20 protein-coding genes and 1 pseudogene are annotated in these 18,592 nt (G+C 37.9%); 14 read left to right on the top strand and 7 right to left on the bottom strand.

Annotated features, from left to right (window positions below; genetic code table 11):
• Positions 1 to 64 precede the first annotated feature (64 nt).
• From H7992_RS23530 to H7992_RS23515, 4 genes are all read right to left on the bottom strand, one after another.
• Positions 65 to 286 (bottom strand): helix-turn-helix domain-containing protein, encoded by a 222-nt coding sequence (locus H7992_RS23530; protein WP_067213691.1) that lies wholly within the window; start codon positions 284 to 286, stop codon positions 65 to 67.
• 10 nt (positions 287 to 296) lie between these two features.
• On the bottom strand, positions 297 to 779 hold the full coding sequence (locus H7992_RS23525; RefSeq protein ID WP_067213690.1) for a DUF2975 domain-containing protein: 483 nt from the start codon (positions 777 to 779) through the stop codon (positions 297 to 299).
• Positions 780 to 992: 213 nt separating this feature from the next.
• Positions 993 to 1,439 carry a PaaI family thioesterase gene (locus H7992_RS23520; protein WP_187046207.1) on the bottom strand — a complete coding sequence of 149 codons (447 nt, stop codon included), beginning with the start codon at positions 1,437 to 1,439 and terminating at the stop codon, positions 993 to 995.
• 440 nt (positions 1,440 to 1,879) lie between these two features.
• On the bottom strand, positions 1,880 to 2,638 hold the full coding sequence (locus H7992_RS23515) for a GTP pyrophosphokinase (RefSeq protein ID WP_067213688.1): 759 nt from the start codon (positions 2,636 to 2,638) through the stop codon (positions 1,880 to 1,882).
• A gap of 561 nt (positions 2,639 to 3,199) precedes the next feature.
• Between H7992_RS23515 and H7992_RS23510 the strand changes: the two are divergent.
• From H7992_RS23510 to H7992_RS23490, 5 genes and pseudogenes are all read left to right on the top strand, one after another.
• Positions 3,200 to 3,352 (top strand): annotated as a pseudogene (locus H7992_RS23510) (bile acid:sodium symporter family protein); the annotation flags it as partial.
• 418 nt (positions 3,353 to 3,770) lie between these two features.
• Positions 3,771 to 4,718 (top strand): ATP-binding protein, encoded by a 948-nt coding sequence (locus H7992_RS23505; protein ID WP_187046206.1) that lies wholly within the window; start codon positions 3,771 to 3,773, stop codon positions 4,716 to 4,718.
• Positions 4,719 to 4,731: 13 nt separating this feature from the next.
• Positions 4,732 to 5,604, top strand: a complete 873-nt coding sequence (locus H7992_RS23500; protein WP_187046205.1) for a tetratricopeptide repeat protein — start codon at positions 4,732 to 4,734, stop codon at positions 5,602 to 5,604.
• Between the two features lie 861 nt (positions 5,605 to 6,465).
• Positions 6,466 to 6,618: a hypothetical protein gene (locus H7992_RS23495; RefSeq protein ID WP_187046204.1), complete on the top strand. Its 153-nt coding sequence runs from the start codon at positions 6,466 to 6,468 to the stop codon at positions 6,616 to 6,618.
• A gap of 279 nt (positions 6,619 to 6,897) precedes the next feature.
• Complete coding sequence (locus tag H7992_RS23490) at positions 6,898 to 7,386, top strand: hypothetical protein (protein ID WP_187046203.1); 489 nt, start codon at positions 6,898 to 6,900, stop codon at positions 7,384 to 7,386.
• A gap of 271 nt (positions 7,387 to 7,657) precedes the next feature.
• Here H7992_RS23490 and H7992_RS23485 read toward each other — a convergent pair whose 3' ends face one another.
• Positions 7,658 to 7,822, bottom strand: a complete 165-nt coding sequence (locus H7992_RS23485) for a hypothetical protein (RefSeq protein WP_156476125.1) — start codon at positions 7,820 to 7,822, stop codon at positions 7,658 to 7,660.
• Positions 7,823 to 8,179: 357 nt separating this feature from the next.
• On the opposite strand from H7992_RS23485, the gene H7992_RS23480 reads away from it, so the two are divergent.
• The 6 genes from H7992_RS23480 to H7992_RS23460 all read left to right on the top strand — a co-directional run bounded on the left by H7992_RS23480 (position 8,180) and on the right by H7992_RS23460 (position 13,246).
• Positions 8,180 to 9,475, top strand: coding sequence for a tetratricopeptide repeat protein (locus H7992_RS23480; protein ID WP_187046202.1), 1,296 nt, complete (start codon positions 8,180 to 8,182; stop codon positions 9,473 to 9,475).
• A complete protein-coding gene (locus tag H7992_RS24940; protein ID WP_255428532.1) occupies positions 9,475 to 9,609 on the top strand; it encodes a hypothetical protein in 135 nt (44 codons plus the stop codon). The genes H7992_RS23480 and H7992_RS24940 overlap by 1 nt, the downstream gene beginning before the upstream one ends.
• A gap of 514 nt (positions 9,610 to 10,123) precedes the next feature.
• Entirely contained in the window at positions 10,124 to 10,567 is a 444-nt protein-coding gene (locus tag H7992_RS23475) for a MarR family winged helix-turn-helix transcriptional regulator (protein ID WP_067213680.1), read from the top strand.
• A gap of 54 nt (positions 10,568 to 10,621) precedes the next feature.
• A complete protein-coding gene (locus H7992_RS23470) occupies positions 10,622 to 11,563 on the top strand; it encodes a ring-cleaving dioxygenase (RefSeq protein ID WP_187046201.1) in 942 nt (313 codons plus the stop codon).
• Between the two features lie 45 nt (positions 11,564 to 11,608).
• Positions 11,609 to 12,667: an LLM class flavin-dependent oxidoreductase gene (locus H7992_RS23465; protein WP_187046200.1), complete on the top strand. Its 1,059-nt coding sequence runs from the start codon at positions 11,609 to 11,611 to the stop codon at positions 12,665 to 12,667.
• Between the two features lie 12 nt (positions 12,668 to 12,679).
• Complete coding sequence (locus H7992_RS23460) at positions 12,680 to 13,246, top strand: NADPH-dependent FMN reductase (RefSeq protein WP_187046199.1); 567 nt, start codon at positions 12,680 to 12,682, stop codon at positions 13,244 to 13,246.
• A 160-nt stretch (positions 13,247 to 13,406) separates the two neighbouring features.
• Here the strand turns inward: H7992_RS23460 and H7992_RS23455 are convergent, their stop codons facing one another.
• On the bottom strand, positions 13,407 to 13,655 hold the full coding sequence (locus H7992_RS23455; protein WP_187046198.1) for a hypothetical protein: 249 nt from the start codon (positions 13,653 to 13,655) through the stop codon (positions 13,407 to 13,409).
• 520 nt (positions 13,656 to 14,175) lie between these two features.
• Positions 14,176 to 14,751 (bottom strand): nitroreductase family protein, encoded by a 576-nt coding sequence (locus H7992_RS23450; protein WP_187046197.1) that lies wholly within the window; start codon positions 14,749 to 14,751, stop codon positions 14,176 to 14,178.
• A gap of 683 nt (positions 14,752 to 15,434) precedes the next feature.
• Between H7992_RS23450 and proS the strand changes: the two genes are divergently transcribed.
• The 3 genes from proS (at position 15,435) to H7992_RS23435 (ending at position 18,560) form a co-directional block, all read left to right on the top strand.
• Complete coding sequence (gene proS, locus H7992_RS23445) at positions 15,435 to 16,874, top strand: proline--tRNA ligase (protein WP_187046196.1); 1,440 nt, start codon at positions 15,435 to 15,437, stop codon at positions 16,872 to 16,874.
• A 234-nt stretch (positions 16,875 to 17,108) separates the two neighbouring features.
• Positions 17,109 to 17,843 (top strand): sulfite exporter TauE/SafE family protein, encoded by a 735-nt coding sequence (locus H7992_RS23440; RefSeq protein WP_187046195.1) that lies wholly within the window; start codon positions 17,109 to 17,111, stop codon positions 17,841 to 17,843.
• Between the two features lie 117 nt (positions 17,844 to 17,960).
• Positions 17,961 to 18,560 carry a short chain dehydrogenase gene (locus tag H7992_RS23435; RefSeq protein ID WP_187048028.1) on the top strand — a complete coding sequence of 200 codons (600 nt, stop codon included), beginning with the start codon at positions 17,961 to 17,963 and terminating at the stop codon, positions 18,558 to 18,560.
• Positions 18,561 to 18,592 lie beyond the last annotated feature (32 nt).

The following is an 18,592-nucleotide window of genomic DNA, read 5'->3' as shown; positions in this document are numbered from 1 at the left end:
CCCTTTTTATGAAATAACGTAAAAAGATGTCCTTTTTCTTTCAATGTTAAATACCTCCACTTTGTTAACCTTGGTTGTCTTCATCACTTCGGTATTCCAAAATATCTCCAGGCTGACAGTCCAAAGCTTTACAAATCGCTTCTAAAGTTGATAATCGAATCGCTTTTGCCTTTCCATTTTTCAATATAGAAATGTTAGCCATTGTTATTCCAACCCTCTCTGAGAGTTCTGTCACGCTCATTTTCCTTTTAGCCAACATCACATCAATATTGATTATTATTCCCATTGTTTTCACCTCAGACTGTTAAATCATTTTCTGATTTTATATTAATAGCTTCTTGCAAAAGTTTTTGGAGAACGGCAGCAAAGACTGCGATTACCATTGGAGCAAAAATAAAGAGCATTCCAACCAATATGACACCCGGGGCGTCGTCTAACTCCGCAAAGATAAAGAAGAAGGGCATACCAACCACATATAAGCCACTGATTGTGATTGCACAATGTTTTATATTTTTTAAAGCTTTTACAGATATTTCCGAGAACGCTTTGCTCTTATCAATATAATTTAAAAGTTTAAAAGCCTGATACAATGCAACGAAAAATGGTATCGCCGAAATATACATAATTATTACAATGCCGTATAGTACATAAGCAAACTCCGAATTACTTTCTGCTGCTTCTTTAGCTAGCAGGGGCAACCCAAAAATACATAAAGCAACAATAGGGATTCCAAGAAGAATAACGGCTATTTTTAAAAAGTTTGTTGAACCTCGTTTCAAAAAAAGCACCTCACTTATTTATTAGTAATTTCATTTTAGCACGTTTTTTATCGATTTGCAATAAATGTTTATCGTTTTTAGTTGTACCTTATTTTATAAAAACATCTTTTTAATTTTAGGCAAAGATAAAAAGCATTTCTCATTACAGGGAAATGCTCCATAACTTTAAACTATTCAACTTATAACTTGTGCAACTACTTATTTATCCATGGCTCACTCTACCTGAATTCGCTTCTGATTAGACTGTCCTTTTAACACCATACATGTGCTTGTCGAATAGGCAACTAGCTCATCCTTTTCATCAAAGATATTACACGTTAATAAACCTATTGAAGAGCCTTTTTTCATTAACTTCCCCTCAGCACGTAATTTACCTCTGAAAACTGGTTTGAGGAAATTCGTTTTTATTTCTACCGTTGAAAACAGTTCGTCTTTCTTGAGTGTGGTCGCAAACGCATAGCCCATCGCGGCATCTGCGATATCACATATTATTCCACCATGAAGTGTTCCCATCGGATTGTGTAGTTTTTCCGTCACGTTGAGTTCAATGATCACCTTTGCATCCTCCGCTTTGGTCACTCTAAATCCAATTAAATCAGCAGCAGGTGATTCAGGCAATTCGCCCTTAGCAACCTTCTGTAATACTTCTAAAAAATTCATCGATTAGCCACCATCCTTATAAAAGTAGAATCCTTTTTGGAACGGTCATTCTAAAAGGTCAGTCTAAGACGCTCAATATTGCATTAATCACATTCTTAAGATTCTGCTTATCAGCTGTGGTTTTAGCTAAAACTAGCATATCAGTGTTGGAACATTCAGTAAAATAACGAGTGCAATACAATCTATAAATAATTATTACTTCTTAAAAAGTTAAACCATAACCCGCTATTTCTAACTTCGATTCCTAGTATCTGGAGTCACAGAAGGTCCATCTTCAAATTCACTTGGGGAAAGCTTTTTAATCCATGCATAAATAAAAAAAGCTGTTTGCCCCATACTCGGGAACAAACAGCATCTTACAACAGTTCTCTTTCAAACCCATCTCTCTTTCCAGGTTGAAAATGAATGGTTTGCGAATTAATTGGGAACCAAAATACTAGCTATACTTCAGTCAGGCTAATTTTGCTACTTTCATTCATCATTTCTAAGAATTTAAGCGGGATATTGAAGTCATTCTTTTCATTAAAAAGAGGTGTAGTAAACTCTTCATCCATTCGTTTAATTTCATTGACTTCTTTTTGAAGATTCTCCATCTTTTGATCCAATTCGTTGGCAGATTCCGCGGCCTCTTTCAACTCTTTCGTAATTTTTTCCGGGACAGATTTGTTGAATTTATAAAAGATTTTATGTTCCAGACTTGCCCAAAAATCCATAGCAATTGTCCTGATTTGCATTTCCACAAAGACGTGCTCTACCCGATCTGTCATAAACACAGGAATTTTTAATATCAAATGAAGACTCCGATAACCATTGGGTTTGGGATTTTGTATGTAATCTTTGTACTCAATCACTTCAATATCCCTTTGCTTTTGAATCATTTCACTTAGTTTATAAATGTCGGAGTTAAAGGAGCAGTTAATACGAATGCCTGCGATATCCCGCATATTTTCCTTTATGGAAGACAGGGACAGTTCAACATTTTTACGATGTGCCTTTTTAATAATGCTTTCTGGTGTTTTCAAGCGGGTATTAATATGTTCGATGGGGTTGTATTCATGTATTAATTGAAATTCTTCTTCCAAGATATTGATTTTGGTGCTCACTTCGTCTAACGCAAATTTATAGGCCAGCATGAATCTCGTCATTTCTTTTTTTAGATGATTCAATCGGCTATAGTCTAGTTCATTTGTCAGTTTCAAAATAAATTCCTCTTTTCTTTACGCTCACTATGACTAAGATGTTCTATAGTTGGCCTTTACTTTAGCTTCTCTCTTGCAATTGAATGGTGACGTCCGGTAGAAATACCTTGCGATGTAATCTTCTTTGCCTTCGCATTTTCATATCCTTTTTCAATAAATAGAATGCATTTACTCTCAAATAAAGCTGTTCACTTACCTTGGGAACGTTCTTGTTTGTGCATCTACTTATCGCCAATTGAATGATAGCACGAATACAAAAAAACTTTACTTGAGTTCTAGCTATTTTAGCATTTCTACTGGATATTTGCTGTTTCGTTCACTCTTTATTCGAAAAGAGGAGGCGGGTCCCGGGAGATAAATCAGTTCTCCTTCTTTGCCACAATCCTCTGTTATTCATGAAAGTCTAGGCGATGACCCCATCCAGATTGTTACAATAGTAGCAACGATATGTGTTATTTCAAGAAATACGATAAACTTTATCGTAGAAAATGAAAAGTGATTTTTTAAAACGATTTGAAAAAGACTTCGCCTCGAGGAATCACATCTTGTACTACTTTGTAGGCACCTTTTGTGGCACCTGCATTGATCCTATTGCTTGCCAGAAAATGGCTACCGGTTTCAGTAGGAGATATGTTTTTGTCGGTCATAAAAATTATTCTCATTCCGATTGTCCTAGGACTCGTTGCGAAAGTGCTGTTCCTCAAGCAAGTAGATATTTTATTGACTTTATCATAGAGAGAAATAGCAAACTCGTTTGAAGTTTAACACCGGATTGCAAAAGAATCCCCAATAAAACCTCGCAACTTATAACTTTATAAGAATGATAAATTGGAGGAGGCTGCTGTTTTATCGGTTGTGCACATCAGTAGGGTGAAGAGGAAGCCGTAAAATAAAGAATTACAAAGACATTCATCTCGGCTGTTTGTATTTACGTTTGGTACAAATCGAGTCGGGTTTTCTGGATTCTAGTTTGAAATTTGATTGTCAGGTAATTTTCGCTATATCAAAACTTTATACCCTTGTGCTTTGTACTCATAGACGTTTTTTACGCTTTATTCTAAAATTAACATATGGAAATATTTGAGTATTTGCATTTCAGAAACTAGGATGAATTTGTGCAAAGGGGCCTATTATGACGAATGACTATGAAGGAAAACGAAAACAACTAAAAGTAATTCAATTTGACAAGGCGAAAAATACGCTTATTGAAAAGACAGAGCCGAAGGAGACGTTTGCTGATGTTGGCGGTTTGGAGGATGTTAAAAAGAAAATTCAGATGAACTTCATCCTTCCACTTAAAAATCCAGAGTTTTTTAAAGCATATGGCAAAGAAGCCGGGGGAAGTTTACTGCTATACGGACCACCGGGTTGTGGAAAAACGTTTTTGGCAAAAGCGATTGCAGGTGAAATAAATGCCAGTTTTCTACATTTGGAATTACAAGCAATTTTGTCTATGTACGTAGGGGAAAGCGAGCATAATCTCCATGATGTATTTGAAGCAGCGCGAGAAAATAAACCATGCGTCTTATTTATTGATGAGTTGGATGCAATTGGTGGAAATCGGCAAAACATGAGACAACATCATGAGAGGATGCTTGTCAATCAGTTGCTCCTTGAGTTAGATGGTCTAAATTCTCATAATCATGGTATCTATGTTATTGGCGCAACGAATACGCCGTGGTATTTGGATTCTGCATTACGGAGACCTGGCCGTTTCAATCAGTTGCTGTTCATACCCCCGCCAAGTGAAACGGAAAGAGAAGTCATCTTAGAATTAAAACTGAAAGACAAACCTCAGTCTTCGCTAAATCATAAAAAAATTGCTAGTAAAACAGAACATTTCTCTGGGGCTGATCTTGGCCAACTTGTCGGGGATGCAATCGAGTCCGCATTACACCGTTCGTTGGAAGCGGGTGAACTACAACCGTTAACGAATGATGATTTAAGTGGAGCATTGAAGCAAAGGAAGCCGACGACTTTGGAATGGTTTTCCACGGCTAAAAATTACGCCACCTTCAGTGATGTGAATAAGGATTATCAACATGTGCTTGATTATATAAAAGAGAATAGAATTAGATAGGTTGTGAGTTGCGATGGACGAAGAAAAACAATATGCACAACTCATGCGGATTGAACAATTGTGTGAGTGGAGTCGTTTTAAAGACGCCATTAAAGAGACGGAAAACTACATTCAACAATACCCCGAAGATGCGGATGGTTATGCGCTGCTCAGTAAAGTCTATTTAATGTTAGATGACTTTGAAAAATCTTGGCATTGGTCACAAGAAGCATTAAAGAAAGAACCGGAAAATGAGGTCGCGTGGGAGGTTAGGGTATCGACGCTTTACACAGAAGGTAAATATGATGAAGCGATGACCGCGATTAAAGAGGCTTTAACGATTTACCCCGAAGAAGGCCATTATTATTTTTTGAAAGGGAATATTTATAATCAGCGCGGTAATTATAAGAAAGCGAAAGAAAGCTTTCTCGTTGCTTTAAAATTTGAGACTTCTAATGCACTCTATCTTGCAAATTACAGTTATGTTGAAAGTATTTTGGGGAATCAAGATCTTGCTCTTCAAGCGGAAGAACAAGCATTGGAACTAGAGCCAGAAAATTCAACTGTCTTTATGTATTTAGCTTGGGCAGCTGATCAAAGGGGAGATCATTTAAAGTCATTGCATTACTTGGAAAATGCAGTCCGAATAAAACCTGATAATCGCCAATTAAGAGAAGAGTACTTGGAAATTTTACAAAAGCAATATAAAGTGTACCGATTGTTCTTGGTGCCGTCTAAACTGTTAACAAGAGTAAAACCGATATATGCATTCCTAATTTGGATTGTGGCCTGGATTTTATTTAAGCCACTTGTCGTTGTATTTATTATTTTATATGTCCTGGCCCATTGGTCGACGAAAATCATTGTCAATGTAAAGGTGTTTGGTCGGATAATTGTAAAGGCATGAAATCTTGTATTAATGAATAGATATGAAAAAAGGTACCTAGATCTGAATTTTTTCAGAAACAGGTACTTTTTTAGGGTTTTTATGGGGATTAAACGATGTCGAAGGCGATAATAATAGCCTCCGTTTTTGGATGTCAGTTATAGTAGTGAACGAAAAATTTGAAGAATAAAGTCTATTGATTGAAATCAGCTAAAGAACTTTTTCTGTTGCAAAGGGAAAACAATGCATCGAATAACTGTATAAGGTATCCATAAGCAGTTAGAATGCGAAGAAACTTTATTATCTAAATGTATTGACAATTATAAAATGGAAATGGTATCCTAAAGTAGTTAGATTTACAAAAAAGAGGGAGGCACGGAAAAAATGATTAAACGTGTATATTCTACCTATAACTTTATAGTCATTCCGTGCGTAAACAATCTTTCTTTTAACTAATTAGTATCGGAATGGCATATATTCTGCCGTTCTTTATAATGAGCACACGCTTATTTTAATAGGCGTGTGCCTTTTTGAGTTCAATTTAAATACAAATTGGTGTTTCCACGCATTGCGTGTTGCATAAATAAGTAGAAAAGGAGTGTTGACTATGTTTTACGTAATTCAGCAAAGAAAAGTATTGAGGAAGGAATCTACAGAGAGCGGATAGTGAAAGATTTTAATACTTTAAGAATTAATTAAAAATAAGATTGAGGAGGAGAATAAAAGATGATCAACAAAATTGTAAATAACAGATTGAATAAGCGATTCGGAGAAAATAAATTGGAGTCACCAACAGTATATTTAGGTGGTAAATATATAACAAGAATGGTGTTTGCCATACTTTTACAATAAACTTGGAAGTGCTCCTAAGGGAGTAATAGAATGTTTGAACATGATATAGAATACGTCCGTGAACGGATGCGTGAATTACAGAAAGAAGCAAGAGCTCATGAATTAGCACGTCGCTGCATGAGCATGAAAAAGAAAAACAGAAAATCTTTTTGGGTAATTTTAATGAGCTACTTTCAGAGATGAGTAACTGATTCGTTACTTCTGTTAGAGGGCACATCATATAAATAGTAAAAAACATCTTTGTCTACAATGAGATCTAGTAGATAAAGATGTTTTTTTATACATGGTAACAGTTTTTTCATTAATAGTGCATCAGCTTTCAATAGAAGCACTAAAGCCAGAGATCTATAATATTTCTAGCTTTACATTTGCCTACACAAACTTCCGTGTCTAGCGAACAATCGATATTAAGATTGCATAATCTATATAGATATAAGTTCGATTAGCAACGGAGGTAACGGGATGATAAACTTTAAAGCTTTTAATGGTACGGTAACGACGATTGATGATTTTTCGATAGGGCAAAATAACGAAGCCGGTTGCTATAAATTAATAGCCGTGGAAAATGGGAACGGGACGTTAGTCAATTTCGTAGTGTCACCTACAACTTACTTTGTAGATCATGTAATGGTGGCAGTAGGAGATAAGATAACAGGGTTTTATGATGCGAACGCGTTAGTCCCTCTCATATACCCACCACAATTTCGAGCGCTTGTAATTGCCAAAGACACTCCCTATCAAAATGTGAAGGTATCCTTTTTTAACAGCCAATTAGAGAGTAGTGACGGCGCATTAAGATTAAATATATCTTCGCATACTAAAATCTTATTGGAAAACGGGCAAGCCTTTACCGGAAGTATTGCAAATCGAAATCTAATTGTTACCTATGGTGCTACTACTAGAAGTATCCCAGCCCAAACTACACCCAATAAAGTTATTGTTTTGTGTTAGTGGTTTGGAGCAAATGATTTCTATCTATGCCAGCGAACTACAATTGCATAAAAAAACTCAGTCATTACAATTAGACTGAGTTTTTTGTTGTATACGATTTTATTGGTATTAGCGTAGGCTGTATTTTGGTATTGTTTACTACCCTCTAGTGGTTTAGTGATTTCCAACTATCAAACTAACTCACTCAGAACTGCATTAGCACATGTTTTGTTTCACCAAAATTAAACTGAAAAACTTTTCAATGATAGAATTGAATGAATAACTCCTTGAGTTAAATCTGCTTGATTTCATTTGAAATATCGCGAAATTCTACTGATTCTAAGAATCCATTAGACTTCATCTTATCCAAAAACTCAATCAGTTCAATTTTCATTTGATATAATTGCAGATCTTTATATTCACCATCAAATTGCTCGTTTGTCGTTTCTGTAGGCATAATCTCACTCCCTTCGAAAGAATGGTATGAATTTATCCACTAGATTTAACATATTGGAAATTGCTTTAGAATCCGGAACCGATCCATTATTATCTATACATTGACTATGGCCTTTATCTATTTTAATTACCTTAACGATTTTATGGGAATAAATGTCTTCGATTCGCATGCGTACTACCCCTTGTTTCTTGCTAAGTTAAACATACCACCCACAAGACTAAAGTAACATCCAATTAGGTTGGGACATTTTATTTAGAATTATGCATTATTTAAGCCTTTCGGTAATAAATTTCTCACATTAAAATGGTATGATTAATGTTAAGTATGTACTATGCTGTAAAAGAGAGGGATTCGCTAATGAAAGTTGGTCATTTAATAAGGGCAGAACGAATTAGACAAGAAATGAAGCAATTAGTATTAGCAAAAGGAATCTGTACGCCATCTTACTTATCTAAAATCGAACGGAATTTAATTTTCCCAAGCGAAGACATAGTCACGTTATTATTTAATCGTTTAGGAATAGATTCATCGAAGTTACAGAAAAATAATCAGCAAACTGAAATTGATTTTGAAAAAATGATAGAAGCTACTTACAAGGAAGTAATCACAAATCGAGATGAAAGTTTCACTAAACAAAAACTGGAGTATTTAGAACAACACAGTCCCTTATTTGAAAATCGAACGCTCTACTACACTTATCTGCTGATTGTATTAAGGTTCCGCATTATTTCAGGCGGGAATTTGGATGAAATAAAAAAGGGAATTAAAGATCTTGAAGAGTTAAGCAAAGAATTTAACCCACGGCAAACCTATCTATATAAAGTAAATAAAGCAATTTATAATTATTCAACAGAAAATCGCAATAAATCGATTGAATATTTAGAAGATGTGTTATTATTAGTCGATGACATTGCATTAGAAGCTTGGGAAAAAGCAGAATTGAATTATATGATAGGGGTAGTTTACACCGCAGATAGTCGAATCTTTACCTCAATTGAATATACAAGAAGAGCTCTTGAATATTTCAGGGAAAACTTTTTAATGAAGAGAGTTTTAGAGTGTTACATACTTATTGGAATCACTCGTAAGAAAAGTGAACAATTTCAAGAAGCCTTGGAATCCTACCTAAAAGCGATGCAAATTTGTGATGAATTCAATTTACGTCGAGAAAAAGGAATTGTCTATCATAACTTAGGATCCTTATCTAGTATAATGGGCAATAAAGAGGAAGCAATTGCTTACTATAAACAAAGCATTGCATATAAAACTGATGAAAATGATCCAATTATTTCAATACTTTGTTTAGTGATTGAATACTCTAAGATGAACAATAAAGCGTTAGTTAAAGTATGGTGTGATGAGGGAACCTCATTGTTTTTAAAATTAAAAGATAAAAGCTTAACATCGTATTATCATCATTTTAATATTTTCGAATCCCTCCATAGTGAACGAGGTTTATCCGAAAGTATTACTGAAGAAGCAATTGAATACTTTAAAAAAGTACAAGATTACCGATATGTTCACAAATACTATTTAGCACTTGCCGAATGGCATTTTAGTAATCGGAAATACAAGCTATCATCTATTTGTTATCAAGAAGCAAATAAGTATGAAAACATTTTCAGAAAAATAAAAAAATGGGAGGATTTATAATGAAGAAACTTTTATCTATTCTTTTACTTGTAGTAATTTTAAGTGGGGTTGCTGGTAATCAGGCCTCCGCATCTGAAGATAAAGTGCCTAAGTTGTTTAAAACATCTAGTTTTACTATTGAACTCCTAAAATAAGCACAACAAAGGGAACAACTCTTAATGGGGTTGTTCCCTTTGTCATTTTAACCGGTACTTAAGCGATTCGTATAACGTCCGTATTTATTAATAGTGGAATAAGTAAAAATGAACAAACTACTATATACTCGGCACTACTTATTTAGAGTTAACTAGGTGGTATAGCTAACCAGTATAACGAACAAAACTAGCGAATGAGCGACAAGTGTGAGCCGGAGCAATAAGACCAAGGAGGGATGCAGTTCAATCCCTCCCAAGTGATCTTCTGGCGGGCTTACTGCGTGAGGCCATCACCAAGCGACAAAGCGGTGTTAGGGGAACATTCCATTCGTTAAGTGCGGACTATATAGTAATAATCAATGTGCGAGGTAGGAAGTTTTTATTCTGGTTACCAGTTGCTTATTAGAAAGTAAAAGTTTAAATATTAAATCTTGAATTCAAGGTTTATAACTTGATTCTCCATCACTTGCGTGGTAAAGTGATATTAAGGTTAGTGATGAGGAGGCGAAACAAGATGCGTAATAATACGATTGGCTCGTTGATTTGGTTACGTTTAATGCGTTTTACAAACCAAAGTAACCAACTGTCGAATGAGTTTTTAAAGCGTTTTGATTTAACAACTGCCCAATTTGATGTACTTGTTCAAATTCAGATATACCAGCCACTTACACAAAGTGAATTAGCTGAAAAAGTGACCGTTACGCAAGGCGGTATTTCCCGCATGCTCGCACGACTTGAAAAAGAAGACTATATTGTACGTAAGCAAGACTGGAAAACGAAAATGATTAGCTTAACTGACAAGGCTGAAGCGATTTTAGAAGAGGCGATGCCAGCTCAACTGGCGTTTCAAACGTCATTTTTTGCTGATGTATTAAACGAGGAAGAAGAGAAAACACTTTACAAATTAATGACACGCATCCATAAACATAGTCAAAAAAAAGAATTGCCGCTGGAGTGATTTTTTTTGCACTATCACTTGACTAATCAATTTAAAAACCAAGGAGGAACTAGCATGTATAAGATACCAGGACATCACCACATTTCAATGATTACAAAAAGCGCTCAAGCGACTAATCACTTTTACCGAGATGTATTAGGCTTGCGCCGTGTGAAAAAGACGGTTAACCAAGATAGCCCATCCATGTATCACTTGTTTTATGGGGATTTAACGGGAAGTGCAGGAACGGAGTTATCATTTTTTGAAATGACGAACGCTGGAAAAACCGTCCGTGGAACAAATGCCATAACACAAATCGGCTTACTCGTGCCATCACTTGAAAGTTTAACGTATTGGAAAAAGCGCTTTGAGCAATTGGATGTAGAGCACGGAGACATTACAACGTATGCAGGTCGAGCAGCGCTGCCATTTGAGGATACAGAGGGGTTACGAATGATCTTGCTAAATAATAATGGCGAAGCGATACCTGAATTTTGGTCGCCTTGGGAAGATTCAGTTGTGGAGCAAGAGCATCGTATTTTAGGAATGGGAACTACGGAAATAACAGTACGTTATTTGAAACGGACGGCTAAAATGTTGCAAGAGATGTTTGGCTATGTGGAAGTAGCTCATTCTGAGAAAGAAGCTATTTATCAGTCGGTTGCTGGGCAAGCATTTGGTGAAATTGTTTTGAAGCAGTTGGAGGGGCCGAGTGAAAAACCGGGACGAGGCAGTATTCATCATTTAGCGATTCGTGTGAAGAACGAGGAAGAGCTGCGCTATTGGGACGGAGTCGTGAAAGAACGTGGCTTCGATTCATCTGGTGTTATCGATCGTTTTTATTTCCAAAGCTTATACTTCCGTGATTCAAATGGCATTCTATTCGAAATTGCCACAGATGGACCTGGATTTACAGTTGATTCAGCGGTTAAAGATTTAGGAAAAGAATTAGATTTACCACCATTTTTAGAATCAAAACGTGCAGAAATTGAAGCGAAACTACAACCGATTGATTAATAGAAACGATACAAAGTATGGGCATAGGAAAAGGAGACGATGAAAATGGAGAAATACCGTATTGACACAACTAAAGGACTTGAATTTGGTTTATATTCGATTGGGGATCATTTACTAAATCCGTTAACAGGAAGTCGTATTAGCGCAGAGCAGCGTATTCACGAATTGATTGAAGCAAGTAAGTTGGCTGATGAGGCGGGACTAGATGTTTTTGCAGTAGGGGAGAGTCATCAAACGCATTTTACAACACAAGCGCATACGGTCATTTTAGGCGCTATCGCACAGGCAACAAAAAATATTAAAATTGCAAGTTCTGCAACGGTGTTAAGTGTATCTGATCCTGTGCGTATCTATGAGGATTTTGCCACGATTGATTTAATTTCAAAAGGTCGAGCTGAAATTGTTGCAGGGCGTGGTTCACGGATTGGGGCCTATAGTTTACTTGGGTTTGACGTACATGATTACGAAGAGTTATTTGAAGAAAAGTTAGAACTTCTGTTGAAGATAAATAATGAAGAAACGGTGACATGGCAGGGGCAATTTCGGGCACCATTGGAAAATGCAACGATTTTACCACAACCGCAGAATGGTCATCTGCCAATATGGCGTGCAGTAGGAGGACCACCCGCGAGTGCGATTAAGGCGGGGTATGCAGGAGTCCCGATGATGCTGACAACTCTTGGTGGACCAGCGATTAACTTTAAGGCGTCGGTGGATGCCTATCGTGAGGCGGCGCAGCGTAGTGGTTTTGATCCAGCGGCGTTGCCAATTGCAACAACGAGCCTATTCTATACAGCAGAAACTTCACAGGATGCGCTTCGTGAATATTATCCACATGCCAATGCAGGTATGCAGGCGTTAAGAGGCGGCGGCTATCCGAAACAACAATTTGCACAATCAACGGATACGCGCGATGCATTAATGATTGGTAGTCCACAGCAAATTATTGAAAAAATGCTCTACCAATATGAGCTATTTGGTCAACAGCGATTCATGGCACAAATTGACTTTGGTGGCGTACCGTTTGATAAAGTTATGAAAAATATCGAATTAATTGCGACAGAAATACTACCAGCAGTTAAGAAATATACTGCTGGTAAATAAGGAGATGCTAGCATGAAAATCGTCTTACTATCGGGCTCCAATGTAGGGTCTAAAACAAGAACAGCGATGGATTATACAGTCAAAATAGCGCATGAAAAATACCCGGATGCAGAGATTACATTACTGGATCTGGCTGAATTTGAAATGGTTTTTAGTGACGGGCGTAATTATTGGGACTACGAGGGTGACACCAAGTATGTTACAGAAACGCTTATGGCCGCGGATGCAATCATTATTGGATCGCCAACGTTCCAAGCTTCTATTCCGGCTACGCTCAAAAATATATTTGATTTATTACCAGTCAATGCGTTCCGGGATAAAGTAGTGAGTATGCTCGTAACAGCAGGTACAGCTAAGCATTATTTGATGGCGGAACAACAGTTAAAGCCAATTTTAGCGTATATGAAGGCACATATTGTACCTACTTATGTGTTTATAGAAGAAAAGGATTTCCATCGCAAAGAAATCGTTAATGATGATGTTCTCTTCCGTCTGGAGCGCTTAGTGGAAGATACCGTGCTTCTTGTCGATGCTTATGTAGGGATTCGAAAAGCGAAAGATGAGGAATATGGTTTTTAACTAGTTCAAGGCAGTAGTCCACATTGTGCGACGGGAACTTAGAAAGAAAAAAGGTGGTACTGCTTAAAGTGAAAATCTAGGGCGTTACAAAAATCCCCACAATCTCGTAGAAGTTTACGACGAGATTGTGGGGATTTTGGCTAGTAGTGACTGTCACTTATTAAGAATGAAGCTTTATCTTTTTTTCGTTTTTAAATAATAGATAATGTGCTTTTCCTAATTTTTCTTCTATATAGTCGAGTGAATAGTTACCGGATGGATCTGCTAAGTCTCCAAGTGCCCGAGATAGATTATCAACCGCGAGATTTAGCGTCTCAAACTGTCTTGGCTCATTCCCTCTATTCATTTCATGCATGATTTCATGAGCTAGTTGCTGGATTCGACGTAAGCGTACTTCTTTCGTCTGCATGATATCCTCCTCCATATATCAACTTATATAGCCTGACTATATGGCTAATGATAGGAGTTCATGAGTAGATGTATAAATTAAATCGGATAACCGCTCACAAGTTCTACTTATTATATGTTGAACAAATGAATATGGCGTATGCGCTTTACAAGGGCATTTGGGAGGCCACTGAAAAGGCACCATTACTTAGAGCAAATTAGAACTCCTACCAATACCGCTTCGGCACTTTGTGGATGCCTCCCGCGATAAGCCAGAAAGAAGACCGCTTTCAATCTTATCGCTCCGGCTACCACGAAGTCGCGCCTTCGCTGGATGGTCTGTGTGAGAAAGCGCATTTCTTGAATATAATTATATATGTTGAATCCGGTATATATACTGAGCGAAGGCGCCTTAGCAGGGGTAGCCGAAGCCATAAGACTGGCGGCGAAGCTGCTTGGCTTATGGCGGGAGGCATCCCCTAGCGCCGTAGCGATTCAATGGGATTCTTTAATTCAACATATATAGTCTCTAATTCGAAAAACTACTTATTAATGATCGTAACAAGTTCGCGAATATCCGTGCGTGGTTGAGCTTCTGGTATATGTTTAGGATAGCCGATCATTAACGTCGCTACGACTTTTTCGCCAGGTAGGACATCGATGGCCTCCCTGAATGCCGGGTCGTATACCCAATCGTTAGTACGCCAAATCATTCCAATTTCCCTTTCCCATGCCGCAAGTTGGAAGTTTTGAATTAGAGAGGAAATTGCCCCGTAATCCTCATCCCATCTTCTTTGACGGGGATCTTCAGGCATAATGACTACAAGATGAACGGGTATATCTCGGAAGTATTGTGCTTTTCTATTCACTTTTTCTGAAACTTCGCCATCTACTTTCGGCTGCGAGTCAATGTAGGCCTGAACAAATTGTTCTTTTCCTTCACCCACGTACAACTGAAAGCGCCACGGTTCCGTCAACTTGTGGTTCGGTGCCCATTTCGCGACATTTAGCAGCTCGATGATTACTTCAGCACTAATCGGATCTTTTTTAAAAGATTTGATTGTTCTTCGGTCTATAATGTTTTGTTCAACCACATTTTTCCCTTCTTGCTGACTCATCTGATAATCCCCTTTATGTTTAGATAGTATATGAAGTTTTCGAACTTCAAATGAAAATCATTCTCAATTAAATACCCATTTAGTATAGCATGACAAGTAATAATAGCTTAATAAATCTAATTTTAAATCAGAACAGACTTCATCTACATTGTGAGAGGCAACTTCGATGGGTATCATATGCGAAATTTACGACCGAATTTGCCCAAATAATTTTCCAGTGCCTGTCGACATTCATTGAAGTTGTATGAACCGAGAGTATTTGATATATTAAAAGTAATATGAAATCTTTGATGTGACTAAGTAGACAAGAATTGTGAAACAGAAAGTATAGCGACTTACTGAGAGCTATATCACCGCTTCTTGTCGAAACCTACCACTGAGATGTTATGACAACATAACCGAGTCGTTTTCGTTACCAAACGTTTTAGAGGGCTTGAATTTAACTTAATTCAGCTGAATTAAGTTAAAGCCCCCGGCGGATGTTACAGATTTTGAATTGCGCACATGCAATTCAAAATCTGGACGCAATTACACCGGGGCGCAATTGATTTAGGCTAAACTAAGGTGGTACCACGTCCATTCAGTACAAAGACGTCCTTATTATAAGGGCGACTTTGTGCTTTTTTGATGTCCAGATTTCAGGCAACCGAAGGATTTCTTTATTATTTTAGGAGGGGAAATTAATGACCAATCAACAGAAAAATGATTTTACAAGCTGGTATATCGACACGATTCAAAAGGCGGATTTAATGGACTACACGCCAGTTCGCGGGTGCATTGCATTCAAACCGGATGGCTATGAAATTTGGGAGCATATCCAAGCCGAGATGGATAGACGTTTTAAAGAAACGGGGCATCGAAATGCCTATTTTCCAATGCTTATTCCAGAGTCGTTTTTTGAAAAAGAGAAGGATCATATCGAAGGGTTCTCACCAGAACTCCCTTGGGTTACCGAAGCTGCAGGTGAAAAGCTAGAAGAGCGTTTAGCGCTTCGACCAACGTCTGAAACGATGGTTGGGCATCTTTATTCGGATTGGATTAAAAGCTATCGAGATCTTCCTGTGTTAATTAACCAATGGGCGAACGTCTTCCGTTGGGAAAAGAAAACATTGCCGTTCATTCGGACGTCTGAGTTTTTATGGCAAGAAGGGCATACAGCTCACGTGGATGAAGAAGAAGCACGTGCTGAAACGATGCAAATGCTCAACATTTATAAAGAAGTTGTCGAAGAGTTGCTGGCGATTCCAGTATATGATGGTCAAAAGACACCTTCCGAGCGTTTTGCAGGAGCCGTGGATACGTACTCCATTGAAGCAATGATGAAGGATGGAAAAGCAGTTCAAGCAGGAACTTCACATTATTTAGGAACAAAATTCGCGCAAGCATTTGATATTAAGTATTTAAATAAAGAAAATAAGCATGAATTTGTCCATACGACATCTTGGGGGACTTCTACCCGATTGATAGGTTCTGTTATTATGGTGCATGGCGATGAACAAGGGCTTGTATTGCCGCCACGTGTCGCACCGACGCAGGTTGTATTAATTCCAGTAGGACCTTGGAAGAAGAATCCTGAAATTATGGAAAGACTTGATAAGATTTATACGGATTTAAAGGCAAAAGGAATTCGCGTGCGCTTGGATGATTCTGATCAATCACCGGGTTATAAATTCAATGAATGGGAACTGAAAGGTGTGCCGGTTCGAGTTGAATTAGGGCCACGTGACTTGGAGAATAACCAAGCAATAATAAAAGCTCGCGATGAAGAAGAAAAAATTTCTGTTGATCTTCCAACTATAGCTGACTGCATCGAAGGCGCGCTTAACACGATGCAAACTCGCTTATTGGACAAAGCACGTGCATTCCGTGAAAAGCATTCCCATACGCATGTCGATTCACTCGAGCAATTAACGCAACATATTACGGATTCAACAGAAAATGGAGAAATCCCAGGTTGGATCCTTGCGGGTTGGTGTGGAGATGACGCCTGTGAAAAACAAGTGAAAGAAAAAACAAAATTCACGACGCGTAATATCCCATTCAATCCACCCGCTACGAAGTCAACATGCATCAATTGTGGAACAGAAGCAAAATATACTGTGTGGTTCAGTCGAGCTTATTGATTAACTAACTAGAATGAAAAATGCTCCCCCGAATATATCGGAAGGAGCATTTTTCATTCCATGTACATTCATTGTTGTTACGGAGCAACAGCCCCAGCGTGTATTTTGAGTACTATTTAAAGATTAGCTCATTCGTTTTTTGAATGTACTTTCATTCATACAATTTAATTTACTTATGGACTAAGGTTGAATATGCTAGTCATATAGAGGTTTTCACTGAAAGAAGGATGCTATATGGAATACATCTTGCTTTATTTCATCGGATTTGCTGCAACAACACTTGGTACATTAGCAGGAGGTGGGGGACTTATCAGTTTGCCGGCCATGCTGCTGATGGGATTGCCAGTTCACTCAGCAATTGGGGCCAATAAAGTATCAAACACAGTGAGCTCATTTTCAAGTTTTCTTGTGATTTATAAAAATAAAGAAGTAACGGTCAAAGAAGCATTTACGGTTGTTCCAATCAGTCTTGCTGGAGGAATTACAGGCGGAGTTATCGCTTCCTTTTTGAAAGAAGAATGGATGATTGTTATCGCGATTATACTATTAACGTTCGCATTCATCTCATCATTTCTTGGGAAAGCGGATTTTGAAGGCAATGAATCCTTTCGAGCAACTAAAAAAAGTGCCACTTCATTGTATGGAATTGGTATTTACGACGGCGTTTTTGGACCGGGTAGCGGAACGTTAGCGTTATATTTATTTGCTCGATTGAAAGTTTCTTACTTGAGGGCAGTCGGCTTGTCTCGTATCATGATTTTTTCAAGCTGTTTCGGCGCCTCAATCAGTTATATTTCGACGGGGAAAATAATATGGCCACTCACAATTGCATTAATGCTTGGTTCGATAAGTGGTGCACAACTTGGTGTTCGTCTCGCACGTAAATTGAAAACAGAGCATGTTAAACCACTACTACGTATCGTAACCGTGCTCCTGATTATACAGATTGGTGTGAAGTATTTTGGATGAGGTACTTTTAAGAACAAAGAAAATTCATTTGGGGTATTTTTCATAAGTAGTGCATTTGATAAGTATGATGGAACAATAACTAATTGAAGCTAGATACTTTAAAAAGGGGGGCTACATATTAAAATACTTGTCGTAGGTGCAAGTGGAACGATTGGTAATGCGGTTACTAAAGAACTGGAGAAAAATCACGAGGTCATTCGTGCGGGACGAAATGGTGCCGATGTATCTGTTGATATTACGTCAGTAGAGAGCATTAAAAAGATGTATGAACAGGTTGGCAAAGTTGACGCGGTGATTAATGCAGCAGGTCGTGCTCATTTCGACGCAGTTACGGATATGACACCCGAGTTGAATGACATCGGGATTGATAGCAAACTGAAAGGGCAAGTCAATCTAGTGCTTTTAGGTTTTGATAATATGAACGATGGTGGGAGTTACACGTTAACGACGGGGGTTATGATGGATGACCCAATCGCGAAAGGAGCATCAGCGGCTCTGGCAAACGGCGGCGTCAGGGCATTCGTTAAAGCTGCGGCTATTGAAATGCCAAGAGGAATTCGCATTAATAGCGTAAGTCCAAATGTGTTACAAGAGTCGATACACAAATTCGGCACCCTTTTCCAAGGGTTTGATGCAGTACCTGTAAGGCGTGTAGTTCTTGCTTTTGAAAAAAGTGTCTTTGGCCTACAAACTGGTCAGAACTTTGAAGTCTATTAATAAGCATGTGAAAAGCCCTCTGGGAGTGTTTC

It is taken from the genome of Sporosarcina sp. resist, from assembly GCF_014302295.1.
GTDB classification, from domain to species: domain Bacteria; phylum Bacillota; class Bacilli; order Bacillales_A; family Planococcaceae; genus Sporosarcina; species Sporosarcina psychrophila.
The sequence above is the reverse complement of the archived record's forward strand: the minus strand, read 5'-3'. Positions and strand labels throughout refer to the sequence as shown.

What these genes read in the sequence shown, in the direction of transcription:
- H7992_RS23490 (WP_187046203.1), top strand. Translation starts at nt 6,898, where the DNA reads ATGATAAACTTTAAAGCTTTTAATGGTACGGTAACGACGATTGATGAT.
- H7992_RS23530 (WP_067213691.1), bottom strand. Translation starts at nt 286, where the DNA reads ATGGGAATAATAATCAATATTGATGTGATGTTGGCTAAAAGGAAAATG.
- H7992_RS24940 (WP_255428532.1), top strand. Translation starts at nt 9,475, where the DNA reads ATGAAGAAACTTTTATCTATTCTTTTACTTGTAGTAATTTTAAGTGGG.
- H7992_RS23485 (WP_156476125.1), bottom strand. Translation starts at nt 7,822, where the DNA reads ATGCCTACAGAAACGACAAACGAGCAATTTGATGGTGAATATAAAGAT.
- H7992_RS23500 (WP_187046205.1), top strand. Translation starts at nt 4,732, where the DNA reads ATGGACGAAGAAAAACAATATGCACAACTCATGCGGATTGAACAATTG.
- proS (WP_187046196.1), top strand. Translation starts at nt 15,435, where the DNA reads ATGACCAATCAACAGAAAAATGATTTTACAAGCTGGTATATCGACACG.
- H7992_RS23505 (WP_187046206.1), top strand. Translation starts at nt 3,771, where the DNA reads ATGACGAATGACTATGAAGGAAAACGAAAACAACTAAAAGTAATTCAA.
- H7992_RS23495 (WP_187046204.1), top strand. Translation starts at nt 6,466, where the DNA reads ATGTTTGAACATGATATAGAATACGTCCGTGAACGGATGCGTGAATTA.
- H7992_RS23475 (WP_067213680.1), top strand. Translation starts at nt 10,124, where the DNA reads ATGCGTAATAATACGATTGGCTCGTTGATTTGGTTACGTTTAATGCGT.
- H7992_RS23470 (WP_187046201.1), top strand. Translation starts at nt 10,622, where the DNA reads ATGTATAAGATACCAGGACATCACCACATTTCAATGATTACAAAAAGC.
- H7992_RS23480 (WP_187046202.1), top strand. Translation starts at nt 8,180, where the DNA reads ATGAAAGTTGGTCATTTAATAAGGGCAGAACGAATTAGACAAGAAATG.
- H7992_RS23460 (WP_187046199.1), top strand. Translation starts at nt 12,680, where the DNA reads ATGAAAATCGTCTTACTATCGGGCTCCAATGTAGGGTCTAAAACAAGA.
- H7992_RS23450 (WP_187046197.1), bottom strand. Translation starts at nt 14,751, where the DNA reads ATGAGTCAGCAAGAAGGGAAAAATGTGGTTGAACAAAACATTATAGAC.
- H7992_RS23455 (WP_187046198.1), bottom strand. Translation starts at nt 13,655, where the DNA reads ATGCAGACGAAAGAAGTACGCTTACGTCGAATCCAGCAACTAGCTCAT.
- H7992_RS23465 (WP_187046200.1), top strand. Translation starts at nt 11,609, where the DNA reads ATGGAGAAATACCGTATTGACACAACTAAAGGACTTGAATTTGGTTTA.
- H7992_RS23520 (WP_187046207.1), bottom strand. Translation starts at nt 1,439, where the DNA reads ATGAATTTTTTAGAAGTATTACAGAAGGTTGCTAAGGGCGAATTGCCT.
- H7992_RS23440 (WP_187046195.1), top strand. Translation starts at nt 17,109, where the DNA reads ATGGAATACATCTTGCTTTATTTCATCGGATTTGCTGCAACAACACTT.